The organism is Candidatus Thiodubiliella endoseptemdiera (genome assembly GCF_964212635.1).
Lineage (GTDB): Bacteria > Pseudomonadota > Gammaproteobacteria > PS1 > Pseudothioglobaceae > Thiodubiliella > Thiodubiliella endoseptemdiera.
The window spans coordinates 1,244,277-1,256,444 of sequence record NZ_OZ156463.1; the positions used below are offsets into that span (position 1 = coordinate 1,244,277).

At 38.4% G+C, this 12,168-nt stretch carries 12 protein-coding genes and 3 tRNA genes; 12 read left to right on the plus strand and 3 right to left on the minus strand.

Features of this window, described 5'->3' with window-relative positions:
• Window positions 1-6 precede the first annotated feature (6 nt).
• The 9 genes from AB8525_RS06575 to AB8525_RS06615 all read left to right on the plus strand — a co-directional run bounded on the left by AB8525_RS06575 (window position 7) and on the right by AB8525_RS06615 (window position 5,526).
• Window positions 7-198, plus strand: coding sequence for a hypothetical protein (locus AB8525_RS06575; RefSeq protein ID WP_369176986.1), 192 nt, complete (start codon window positions 7-9; stop codon window positions 196-198).
• A gap of 6 nt (window positions 199-204) precedes the next feature.
• Window positions 205-726 (plus strand): hypothetical protein, encoded by a 522-nt coding sequence (locus tag AB8525_RS06580; protein WP_369176988.1) that lies wholly within the window; start codon window positions 205-207, stop codon window positions 724-726.
• Between the two features lie 43 nt (window positions 727-769).
• Window positions 770-1,573 (plus strand): 4-(cytidine 5'-diphospho)-2-C-methyl-D-erythritol kinase, encoded by an 804-nt coding sequence (ispE, locus tag AB8525_RS06585; protein WP_369176990.1) that lies wholly within the window; start codon window positions 770-772, stop codon window positions 1,571-1,573.
• Window positions 1,574-1,581: 8 nt separating this feature from the next.
• A tRNA-Gln gene (locus AB8525_RS06590) sits at window positions 1,582-1,656 on the plus strand.
• Between the two features lie 148 nt (window positions 1,657-1,804).
• Window positions 1,805-2,767 carry a ribose-phosphate pyrophosphokinase gene (locus AB8525_RS06595; RefSeq protein ID WP_369176992.1) on the plus strand — a complete coding sequence of 321 codons (963 nt, stop codon included), beginning with the start codon at window positions 1,805-1,807 and terminating at the stop codon, window positions 2,765-2,767.
• A gap of 81 nt (window positions 2,768-2,848) precedes the next feature.
• Window positions 2,849-4,660 (plus strand): RNA polymerase sigma factor RpoD, encoded by a 1,812-nt coding sequence (gene rpoD, locus AB8525_RS06600; RefSeq protein ID WP_369150271.1) that lies wholly within the window; start codon window positions 2,849-2,851, stop codon window positions 4,658-4,660.
• Between the two features lie 8 nt (window positions 4,661-4,668).
• Window positions 4,669-4,745: transfer RNA gene (locus AB8525_RS06605), tRNA-Ile, on the plus strand.
• A gap of 189 nt (window positions 4,746-4,934) precedes the next feature.
• Entirely contained in the window at window positions 4,935-5,219 is a 285-nt protein-coding gene (locus AB8525_RS06610; protein ID WP_369176994.1) for a hypothetical protein, read from the plus strand.
• A gap of 145 nt (window positions 5,220-5,364) precedes the next feature.
• Window positions 5,365-5,526: a hypothetical protein gene (locus AB8525_RS06615; protein WP_369176996.1), complete on the plus strand. Its 162-nt coding sequence runs from the start codon at window positions 5,365-5,367 to the stop codon at window positions 5,524-5,526.
• Between the two features lie 73 nt (window positions 5,527-5,599).
• Here the strand turns inward: AB8525_RS06615 and AB8525_RS06620 are convergent.
• Window positions 5,600-5,675, minus strand: a tRNA-Phe gene (locus AB8525_RS06620).
• Between the two features lie 31 nt (window positions 5,676-5,706).
• Window positions 5,707-6,651, minus strand: a complete 945-nt coding sequence (gene trxB, locus AB8525_RS06625) for a thioredoxin-disulfide reductase (RefSeq protein WP_369176998.1) — start codon at window positions 6,649-6,651, stop codon at window positions 5,707-5,709.
• 65 nt (window positions 6,652-6,716) lie between these two features.
• On the opposite strand from trxB, the gene AB8525_RS06630 reads away from it, so the two are divergent.
• Genes AB8525_RS06630 through AB8525_RS06640 form a run of 3 tightly spaced genes read left to right on the plus strand, consistent with a single transcriptional unit; the run spans window position 6,717 to window position 9,782 of the window.
• Window positions 6,717-8,981 (plus strand): DNA translocase FtsK, encoded by a 2,265-nt coding sequence (locus AB8525_RS06630; RefSeq protein ID WP_369177000.1) that lies wholly within the window; start codon window positions 6,717-6,719, stop codon window positions 8,979-8,981.
• Window positions 8,974-9,573: an outer membrane lipoprotein carrier protein LolA gene (locus tag AB8525_RS06635; RefSeq protein WP_369177001.1), complete on the plus strand. Its 600-nt coding sequence runs from the start codon at window positions 8,974-8,976 to the stop codon at window positions 9,571-9,573. Before AB8525_RS06630 ends, AB8525_RS06635 begins: the two co-directional genes overlap by 8 nt.
• Before the next feature lie 59 nt (window positions 9,574-9,632).
• On the plus strand, window positions 9,633-9,782 hold the full coding sequence (locus tag AB8525_RS06640; protein WP_369150286.1) for a hypothetical protein: 150 nt from the start codon (window positions 9,633-9,635) through the stop codon (window positions 9,780-9,782).
• A 30-nt stretch (window positions 9,783-9,812) separates the two neighbouring features.
• Here the strand turns inward: AB8525_RS06640 and AB8525_RS06645 are convergent, their stop codons facing one another.
• Window positions 9,813-12,080, minus strand: a complete 2,268-nt coding sequence (locus tag AB8525_RS06645; RefSeq protein ID WP_369177003.1) for a nitric-oxide reductase large subunit — start codon at window positions 12,078-12,080, stop codon at window positions 9,813-9,815.
• Window positions 12,081-12,168 lie beyond the last annotated feature (88 nt).

Genomic DNA, 12,168 nt, shown 5'->3' on the forward strand with positions numbered 1-12,168 from the left:
TAACCAATGAATTTACCAACCCAAGAAAGTATTAAATTCGCACAAGAATCTGCAGAAAGAATTGGCAACATTGCAATAAAAGCAGAGCCGAAGTTTTATTTTGACACAAGTGGAAAAAACTCAAATTCAATTGATGAAAATTTTCTTATTTCTTTAGAAGATGGCAAACACTTAAACGATGATTTTCTATCGATTTAGGTAGCAATGTCCGACCCGATTACAACGATATATAAACCTCATTATCAAAGATTCTTAAAAGTATTTACAAACACCTTGCCTCATGCCTATAAAGGTTATACACAAATTACAGGCATCCAGCACGATTCCGTTGCATTGGATAAAGTTCAAACTGATTTTGAAAGGTGCATTAATTTCTCCTCTGAAGAAATATTTATTGCCACTTCTGATAAAATTAATACCTACCTGAATGACTTTTCAGTTGTGCCAAAAGGCTCTATTGATGAATTTAAAATTATTTTCTTTCTTGCAAAAACTTTATCAAGCTTCTTAGAAAGGGGTGGCTTAACCACCGCTTCTAGAATAATCCTTTCAGTTATGATTGGCATTCTTGATGTAAAACTTACATTGGTTAATGCTAAGCGCCCTAAACTCACAGAACAAACAATCAATTTAATACGCGATGGGATTCTGTTTGAAAAAACAGGGGAAGTTGGTCTCTATTTAACTTACAAATGCTTATATAAACACGCCGAAGAAAATCAATAAAAATCTTAAAATTTGGCAATCCCCTGCAAAAATTAACTTATTTTTGCACATCAATTCTAAACGCTCAGATGGATATCACAACCTGCAAAGTATTTTTCAGTTGTTAGATTATTACGATGAATTGTGTTTTGAAACTAGAACAGATGGGGTTATTGCTCGTATTTCTGGCAACGAAAATGTGTCGGAAGCGGATGATTTGATTGTTCGAGCAGCCAAAGCACTACAAAAATCCACAAAAACAACATTGGGTGTCAATATTTCAGTGTTGAAAAAAATTCCTGCAGGGGGTGGATTGGGCGGGGGTAGCTCAAATGCTGCAACCACATTAATTGCACTCAATCAATTATGGGGCACGCAATATTCTACTCAGGAACTCTCAAAAATTGGCTTGTCATTAGGGGCTGATGTGCCAATTTTTATTGCTGGACATAGTGCTTGGGCGGAGGGTGTGGGTGATATTTTGACACCGATGGCATTACCAAAACACACTTTTTTAGTCGTCTCTATTAATAAACATATTTCAACTAAAGAAATTTTCTCGCATAAAGCATTGACAATGACTCCTATTCTAGGGAAAATGCACCCTTTCTCAGAGTTAATCAATCCACGAAATGATTGTCTTGAGGCTGCTATAGAATTGGAGGGTGAGGTTTTAGAAGCGTTAACGCATTTAAAATCAGCTAAAAATACCCTTTATGCGCCAAGGATGACAGGCACAGGTTGCTGTGTTTTTGTGGAGTTTAAAGATGAGAAAGATGCTTTGGTAGCACTGAAAAATGTGCCAAAGCGATGGGCGGGGTTTGTTGCGAAAGCACTTGATACCTCGCCAACTATTAACGAAAGTTAATCCTTAATTGGGCTGTCGCCAAGCGGTAAGGCAACGGGTTTTGATCCCGTCATGCGCAGGTTCAAATCCTGCCAGCCCAGCCAATTCTATTTTTGCGTTGTCTTTACTGACTTCGTTTAATTTTGCAAGATTTTTTAGTCATTTTTAAATGGCTAAATTTCTTCGTCTATTGAAGAATTTATCCCGTAAATACAGTATAATTTGGGCACTTTTTAGTTATCATTAAAGTTTATGTCACTTGACAAAATTAAAATATTTAGCGGCAATGCTAATCCACAACTTTCTGGCGAAATTATTTCAAACCTTGGGGTTGTGCAAGGCAAGGCGCTTGTTAGTCAATTCAGTGATGGGGAGTCGCAAGTTGAAATTTTAGAAAATGTGCGTGGTTGCGATGTGTTTGTATTGCAACCGACTTGTGGACCATCGCCAGCAGAGACTTTGATGGAATTATTGATTATGGTAGACGCGTTGAAGCGTTCTTCTGCGTCGAGAATTACGGCGGTTGTGCCTTACTTGGGTTATTCTCGTCAAGACCGTCGTTCACGGCTGACGCGTGTACCGATTACGGCAAAATTAGCGGCAAAAATGATTGAAGCAGCAGGCGTTGATAGAATTTTAACAGTAGATTTACATGCTGACCAAATTCAAGGGTTTTTCAACATTCCGATTGATAATATTTATGCTCAACCTGTTTTATTAGACGATATTATGGCGCAAAATTATGATGATATCGTTGTGGTGTCGCCAGATGTTGGCGGTGTGGTGCGTGCGCGTGCAGCGGCTAAGAAATTGAACGATGCAGATTTGGCAATTATTGACAAACGCCGCCCTAAAGCCAATGTAGTGGAAGTAATGAATGTGATTGGTGAAGTGAAAGGTAAAACTTGTGTGCTAATTGACGATATGGTCGATACAGCAAGTACACTTTGTCAAGCGGCGGTAATTCTCAAAGAAAGAGGTGCTAAAAAAGTGGTTGCTTATACGACACATGCCGTCTTATCTGGCAAGGCAATTGACAATATTAATAACTCAGAATTGGATGAGCTAGTGGCAACCAATACTATTCCTTTATCAGATTCAGCAACCAGTTGCGATAAAATTAGACAATTATCTTTTGCACCAAAATTGGCAGAAGTCATTAAACGTATTAGCGAAGAGCAATCCATCAGCACTATTTTCTCTGATGCGGAATAAAAATCGTACTTGAAATATAAACTTAACCCCCTATATATGTATAATCACTTCTTCTGCCCAATCGTCAAATAAAAATCATTTATGAAAACTACAACAAAAGCACATAAACAAACACTCGAAAAACTCATTATGATTGGTAAGGACAAAGGTTATTTAACTTATTCCGAACTGAATGATTTATTACCGAAGGACTTACTGACACAGGAACAAATTGAACCAATTGTGACCATTTTGGAAGAGTTGGATATTGTAGTTTCTGAAACTATTCCTGATGCCGATACTTTGGTTGTAGAATCAGGTGCAAAAGCACAATCTACTTCTGCGGAAGCAGCGGTTGCTGCGCTTGCTGCACTTGACTCAGAATTTGGCAGAACCACCGATCCAGTTAGAATGTATATGCGTGAAATGGGCATAGTGGATTTACTAGAGCAGGAAGATGAAATCCGTATTGCTAAAGAAATTGAAGCAGGTATTTTTGAAATTATGCAAGCAATTACACTTTACCCAGCCATTACTGACTACTTTTTCAAAGCACATACACGACTTAAAGAAGGTAAATGTAAGATGACCGATGTTATTATTGGTTATCAAAATGACGCGCAAGATTTTGCCAAGAAAAAAGCAGCCTTTGATGCAGGTGAGTATGACGATGATGAAGAATATGCAGATATGGAAGAGATGGAGTATACGGGTCCAGACGAGGAGCAAGTGTATGTGCGTTTTGACAAAATTGTAAAGTCTTCTAAAAAATATCAAAATGCCAGTAAAAAATACGGGGCTTATGACCAAAAAACAGTTGCCACACGCACAGAACTATCAAGGCATTTGTCAGATTTACGCCTATCACCAAAATTGGTGACTACGATGATAGAGGTTGTTTGCGACCGTGTTGACAAAGTCAAAAAACAAGAAAAAATTATCCAAAGTGCTTGTTTATATGCCGATATGGAACGCAAGCAATTTTTTGAATTATTTTCGGGTGATGAAACGAATTTTGATTGGTTGAAAAAAGCCAAATTAGATGCCAAAGTAAAGGAAAAATTATCCAGCAGTGAAGACAAAATTTATTATGCGCAAAAAAATCTACGCGACCACGAAGAAGAGATGCAACTCACTATTTCCGAGCTAAAAGCAATCAATAAATTATATCGCCGTGGCGATCGCCGTGCGAAAGTAGCAAAATCACAAATGATTGAAGCCAACTTGCGTTTGGTAATTTCAATTGCTAAAAAATACGCTAACCGTGGCTTGCAATTCTTAGATTTAATTCAAGAAGGTAATGTTGGTTTAATGAAAGCTGTTGACAAGTTTGAATATCGTCGTGGTTACAAATTTTCAACCTATGCAACTTGGTGGATTCGTCAAGCAATTACCCGCTCAATCGCTGACCAAGCACGCACCATTCGCATTCCAGTACATATGATTGAAACCATTAATAAACTCAATCGTGTGAAGCGTCAATTGTTGCAAAAATATGGTAGAGAGGCTACACCTGAAGAGTTGTCAGTAGAAATGGAATTACCAGAAAGTAAAATTATTAAGATTTTAAAGATTGCTAAAGAGCCTTTATCCATGGAAACTCCTGTTGGGGACGATGAAGATTCAAATTTGGGTGATTTTATTGAAGATACCAATCTATCTTCGCCAGTGGAAATTACTACTAAAGAAAGCCTAAGAGAAACAACGGGCGACTTACTCGCTAACTTGTCGCCAAGAGAGGCGAAAGTATTAAAAATGCGCTTTGGTATTGATATGAACACCGATCATACCTTAGAAGAAGTCGGCCGCCAATTTGATGTGACGCGTGAGCGTATCCGTCAAATCGAAGCTAAAGCTCTGCGTAAACTCAGACATCCATCCAGAGCACACAAATTGCAAAGCTTCTTAGAATAACCCTTTACGGGCCTATAGCTCAGTTGGTTAGAGCAATCGACTCATAATCGATTGGTCCTTGGTTCAAGTCCAAGTAGGCCCACCATTTTAAAGCATTGATTTACCTAGTTATTTATAGTATTTCATTGTTTACAGCCTGTTGCTATTTAACAGGCTTTATTCCTTAGTGTTTTTGACTTTCTTACATTTCCGAATTATAAGGCAAGTTTATTGTCCATTAGACTACTGGAAGTTGCACAAGAAATAGTATATATGCTGAGACCTTTGCATAAATATGAATAATCATCAAAACGCCATCTTTCATCAAATTACAAACTTTTTAAAAACACTCTTAGCCCTGCTAGGAGTGGATTTAAAAAATTTCCAATTTAATAAAATCTGTCATTTTGCTAATCATCCCTATTTATGCAAAGGTCTCATGCTATTTCTTGAATTTTTGATAAATAAAAAAAGCACTAATAACTGGATAGTTAATAGTGCTTTTAAAATTAGCATGTCACCATTTTTATCTCTTGAGGAGAGGATAAATTCTTGGGGGAGAATGGCGACATGCCAGTAATTATATCAGACCTTTACAATATTACAAGTCTATTATATAAAATATATATAATATAGATTAAAAACCCTATTGTTATGAGGTTTTTAAATGCAGCATTGATAAGTATTTTCTTTGTGTATTAATATAGTGAGACCTTTGCATAAATATGAATAATCATCAAAACGCCATCTTTCATCAAATTACAAACTTTTTAAAAACACCCTTAGCCCTGCTAGGAGTGGATTTAAAAAATTTCCAATTTAATAAAATCTGTCATTTTGCTAATCATCCCTATTTATGCAAAGGTCTCATAGTAGCACCTAATTGACATCAAAGCGGACAAAGCACACATCTGCTTGGCATAAAAAAAGCTCGCATCTCTGCAAGCTTCTTTTAGAATATGGTGGCCACACCTAGAATTGAACTAGGGACACAGGGATTTTCAATCCCTTGCTCTACCAACTGAGCTATGTGGCCTTAAAAAACAGCAATTATACCCATTAAATAACTACTCCCCTAAAAATCTTTCAGCATCTAATGCTGCCATACAGCCTGAGCCTGCTGAGGTGATGGCTTGACGATAGATGTGGTCAGCAACATCGCCTGCTGCGAATACGCCTTCGACGCTGGTTTGTGTGGCGTTTCCTTGTGTACCACTTTGCACTTGGATATAGCCGTGATTCATTTCTACACTGCTTTCAAAAATACCTGTATTAGGTGTGTGGCCGATGGCAATAAACACACCGTGAACATCAATATCTTTGGTGCTACCATCGTTATTTTTTAATCTTAAACCTGTTACTCCTGCATCATCACCTAATACTTCATCAAGATTTTGATTATATTCAATGGTGATGTTGCCTGTTTTTGATTTTTCAATTAACTGGTCAGATAGAATTTTTTCACTGGAAAATGTATCTCGACGATGAATAATCGTCACATGGTCAGCGATATTTGATAAAAATAATGCTTCTTCAACTGCCGTATTACCGCCGCCAATTACAGCAACTTTCTGCCCACGATAAAAGAAGCCGTCGCAAGTAGCACACGCACTGACGCCTCTGCCTTTAAAGGCTTCTTCTGATTCTAAGCCTAAATAACGCGCACTGGCTCCCGTGGCAATAATCACGGCATCAGCTGTATAAGTGGCGTCTGCACCGTTTAAAACAAATGGACGAGAGGAAAAATTAACCTCTTTAATATAGTCGTTAATAATTTCAGTATTAAAGCGTTCGGCATGTTTTTGCATTCGCATCATTAAGTCGGGACCTTGCACGCCGTCGTTGTCACCAGGCCAATTATCCACATCTGTGGTGCTCATCAACTGTCCACCTTGCTCCATCCCGCTTACAATCACGGGAGCAAGGTTTGCTCTCGCTGCATAAACTGCCGCAGAATAACCTGCTGGGCCTGAGCCAATAATTAATACTTTACAATGTTTTTTTTCACTCATTTTGATGTCAATCCTATATACTTATACAAATTAAACATTCTATTATAAAGTAAGTGTAAATCGCCTTGGAAACAAATAACAAATCTACTCGCCCTAAACGCATCAAAGAACCTCGTTCACACACCACCAATGAAGTCATTTTTATTACTCTGACAGTATTTGGACTGATTTGGCTGGTGGCACTTGTGACACACTCTTCAACGGAAAATCCATGGTCTAGCAGTGTGGTACTGGGTGATTCGGTGATTAATTTAGCTGGCATAATCGGTGCATATTTAAGCGATATTAGTTTATCAGTCTTGGGTTATAGTGCTTATGTGATACCGATTGCGTTAATTTGGTCGGGTTATAGAACGCATAAAAATGCCGAAAAAATGCCGAGCAAACCTGTTGTGGCTTGGATTCGATTTATTGCAGTAATTTTGCTTATTGCTTTTTCTGCAGCATTATTAGCGCAAAATTTTACTGAAGAAGGGGCAATTGCAGGGGGTTGGATTGGAGAGTTGGTGCACGAATATATTGGCGTGCTGTTTGGCTCAATCTCGGCGATTGTGTATTTAGGTATCATTATGATTAGCCTGACGATTGCGGGTGGTATTTCGTGGATCAAAGTTGTTGTTGCTAGTGGCACTATATTTGGTACATTATTGAAAAAAATTAAGGAAAATAGGAGGAGGGCAAAAGCAAAACAAGCCTCCAAAGTTATGGTTGCCTCCAAACAAAGCATGACAAAAAAAATAAAATCGGCTAAAAAACCTAAAAAAATTGACAGTGTGCCACCGAGTTCTAATCTATTTAAAAATAAAACACTCAGCGGTTTGCCCGATTTATCGCTACTTGATGAAATTAACAGCACTTCCAAAGGCTATTCCGACAAAGAATTGGAAGAAATGTCACGACAAGTTGAGGAAAAACTCAAAGATTTTGGCTTTGATGTCACTATTACCACCGTCACACCTGGTCCTGTTATTACACAATTTGAGTTATCATTGGCAGCAGGGGTAAAAGTGTCACAAATTATGAATTTGAGCAAAGACCTAGCGCGTTCTTTATTGGTGGAAAGTGTGCGTATTGTTGATGTTATTCCTGGTAAACCTGTCATAGGCTTAGAAATTCCAAATACTGAACGCGATATGATTGGACTCAAAGAGATTCTCAATTCTGATGAATTTAATAATTCTACTTCTATGCTCACTGTTGCTTTAGGTAAAGACATTAACGGACATCCAATCGTTGCAAATTTAGCAAAAATGCCACATCTATTAGTTGCAGGTGCAACGGGAATGGGTAAGTCTGTTGGGTTGAATGCAATGATTTTAAGTGTGTTATATAAAGCCACGCCAGAGCAAGTGCGGATGATTATGATTGACCCTAAAATCGTTGAATTATCTTGCTATGCCGATGTACCACACTTGCTAACGCCAGTCATTACTGATATGAATCAGGCGGCTTCTGCTTTGTGGTGGTGTGTGAATGAAATGGAGCGTCGTTATTTATTATTGGCCAAGTTTGGAGTGCGTAATATCGATGGCTTTAACGAAAAACTCATCAAATCTAAAAAAGAAGGTGGGCCATTGTTAGACCCGTCCTTTAATGAAAATACTGCTAAAGAAGGGGAAACTGCCCCTGAATTAGAGCAGTTGCCACTGATTATGTTAGTGGTTGATGAATATGCCGATATGCTCGGTGCCTTAGCACAAGAAGACCGTGCTAAGGCAAAACGCGTGGAAGCGTTGATTATTCGCCTTGCACAAAAAGCGCGTGCAGCGGGAATTCATATTATTATTGCCACTCAGCGCCCAAGTGTTGATGTGATTACGGGTTTAATTAAATCCAACATTCCAACGCGTGTTGCTTTTAAGGTGTCTTCAAAAGTAGACTCTCGTACCATTCTTGACCAAGGCGGTGCCGAACAATTACTTGGCATGGGCGATATGCTTTACACGACACCAGGAATCTCACATACGGTGCGTGTGCATGGTGCATTTGTTGGCGATGAAGAAATTGAGCGCGTGGTGGGATTTTTGCGTGAACATTCCGAAACTAATTATCTGAACAGCGTTGTTAATGCACACAGTGAATCTGCTGAATCACACGAAGGCACTGACACAAATACCAATGGTGAAATGGATGAACTGTATGATGAAGCCGTCCAAATTGTAACTTCTTCACGCAGGGCTTCTATTTCAAGCCTACAAAGACGATTGCGCATCGGCTATAATCGTGCTGCGCGTATTATCGAAGATATGGAGACTGCTGGCGTAGTCAGCAGCATGAACAATGCGGGTAACCGCCAAGTGTTGGCACCAGAACCAATTAACAATGATTAAAAAACTATCAAAAACACTTATCTTAACAACCATCCTGTTGGGTAATATCGTACTCGCTGAAAGTGAGAGAACACAATTTTCTAATTTTTTCAACACATTAGAATCTCTAAAATCTAACTTTACCCAAACCACCTATAGTGCTGGCGATATATTCATCAGCGAAACCTCAGGTAAATTCACTTTTCAACGCCCGCAACAACTGCGCTGGCATTCTACCCAGCCAAGCGAACAAATATTGATACTCAATAATGATGAACTATGGCTAGTTGACACCGAACTTGAGCAAGCCGTATTGCAAAAAATAAAAGACTTCTCAAAAACCCCACTCTACTGGCTCATCAATAAACCCAGCACTCTTAAAACCACACCTAAATATTCCTACTCATCAGGCGGTATTGACTGGTATCTCGCCAATCAAAGTACCCGACCTCTCAGTTTTGGTTTTGTTGGCAACCAACTGTCCGCCATCTCATTAGAAAACGAACTGGAACAGGTTATTTACATTTCATTTGATAATATGCAAGTCAACACTAAGATTAATCCAGAAGATTTTGAGTTGAGACTTAATCCAGACTTTGATGTGATTAGATAGTCCAATAAAAAACCCTGCAAAAGCAGGGTTTTTTATTAAATAGAGACCTTTGCATAAATATGAATAATCATCAAAACGCCATCTTTCATCAAATTACAAACTTTTTAAAAACACCCTTAGCCCTGCTAGGAGTGGATTTAAAAAATTTCCAATTTAATAAAATCTGTCATTTTGCTAATCATCCCTATTTATGCAAAGGTCTCAAATAATTACTTTTTTACTAACAAGCAATATACTCTTTATTTCTTTCCAACAAATGCTTTAAACACAAACCATACAAAAGCAAAGACACCGACAGAAAAAACAATATCGCCAGGCACTCTCGCCCAAACTAAAGCGTGCATAATGTCACTTTGTATAAATTCAACTGAACGAGCAGAGACATAACTGGTGGCTATACTCTGGTAAGTTTGCCAAAAGCCTTGCGGTAGTAACGATAAGAAAGTCATCATTGCTAAACCGATATTAAGCGACCAGAAGGTGATTTTAAGTAATTTATGATCCCATTTTCTGACATCAGTCAACCCACGCATAGCGTATAACATCAGCCCGATGCCCAGCATACCATAAACACCAAATAACGCAGCATGCCCATGATTGGCAGTGATATTCAAACCTTGCATATAGTAAAGAGAAATAGGTGGGTTGATTAAGAAACCAAATAATCCAGCACCAACTAAATTCCAAAACAACACGGCACTAAAAAACATAAATGGCCAATGATAATTAGTTTGCCAATCGGCTTGATGTTCTAATTTTTTATGATTGTAAGCTTCAAAGCCAATCACCACCAAAGGCACTACTTCAAGTGCAGAGAAAGTAGCGCCAACGGCAATAATTGATATAGGTGTTCCGCTCCAATATATATGATGCAAAGTCCCTAACACGCCACCGCCTAAAAAGACAATAGTGGTAAATAGCACCATCGTTGTTGCTACAGAGGTGCGCAGCAAACCCATGCGCACGAATAATACCGAAATAATAGCAGCGGCAAAGACTTCAAAGACACCTTCAACCCAAAGATGAACTACCCACCAACGCCAATATTCCATAATAGCGATGTTGGTATTTTTGCCCCACATAAAGCCAGCGGCATACAATAATCCAATAGAAACAGTCGCCAATACAACAACAAATAATAATGATTTTAGATTTTTATCTTTAAAGGCAGGTAGCAAAGCTCTTAATAATAAACCCACCCACAGCATCAAACCGACAAATAAATAGATTTGCCAAAAGCGTCCTAAATCCACATATTCATAGCCCTGATGTCCAAACCAAAAATTCAGCGTTAAATCTTCAAAAAAACCATTAACTGCTAACCATTGACCTGCAAATGAACCAACAACAATCAATAACAAACTAAAAAACAAGAAATTGACGCCAAAACGCTGGAATTTAGGCTCATGCCCAGAAATCAACGGTGCCACATACAAGCCTGTCGCCAGCCATGCAGTAGCAATCCAAAAAATGGCCAATTGCGTATGCCAAGTTCTGCTAACCGCATAAGGTAAATAATCTCCAATGGGGATGCCATAAAATTCTTGCCCATCTACCGCATAATGTGCGGTAACAATACCCAATAAAACCTGAGATAAAAACAGTGCGGTAACGACCCAAAAATATTTGGCAGTTGCTCGCATTGAGGGCGTAACTTTTGTATTTTCAATGAAATCTTGTTTTGCAATACCGTTTTCTGGCGCTGACTGCTCACGCCAATCGTCAAATTGTGATGCATAATACCAAACAATACCGCCAATACCTGCCAATAATAAAATTATTGAAATAATACTCCACAACAATACTGATGGAGATGGGGTATTGCCCACTAATGGTTCATGTGGCCAATTGCTGGTATAAGTTATATCGTCGCCTGGTCTATTAGTGGACGCCGCCCAAGAAGTCCAAAAGAAAAAAGCACTGAGTTTCCTGGCTTTCTCTTTATTTAAAATGGTCTGAATAGGAAATGCATAATTTTCCCTTAGTGCTTTATATTCCGTGCTATCAGATGTATATAAATTAACAAAATGGGCTTCTGTTCTACCGATGGCAATAGCTCTATCGTTACTAACCGTTGTAATACCTGTCAAACTGTCATAGGTATTTTTACGCATTACCTCTTTGAGTTCGCCTGTATATAAGGCATTTTTTTCGCTTACAGTTAAATAATTACTCCTGTATTTATTAGACTTAATAACATCCAATAAATTTAAAGCCTCACGATGCAACCAATCCGCACTCCAGTCTGGTGCTAAATAACTACCATGCCCCCAAACTGAACCTTGCTGCATACCGCCTGTGGTTTGCCAAATATTTTGTCCATCTTCAATATCTTGTTTACTGTAAATAATAACGCCATTAGTGGTTTTTACTGCATTAGGAATAGGCGGTGCTTGTTGATAAATCTGCCCACCAAGGTAAAGTAAAGCAGAAAAAGACAATACTAAACTCACCACCAATGTTATCCATAGTCTTTTTATCGTAAAAAATGTCGTGTAATTTTTCATACTATTGTCCTTTTGTTTAATTTCAAAAAATGCGTTTACCATCCTAATACTATTTTCAAAAAATAGCATCGCTCGCCATAATAACCCC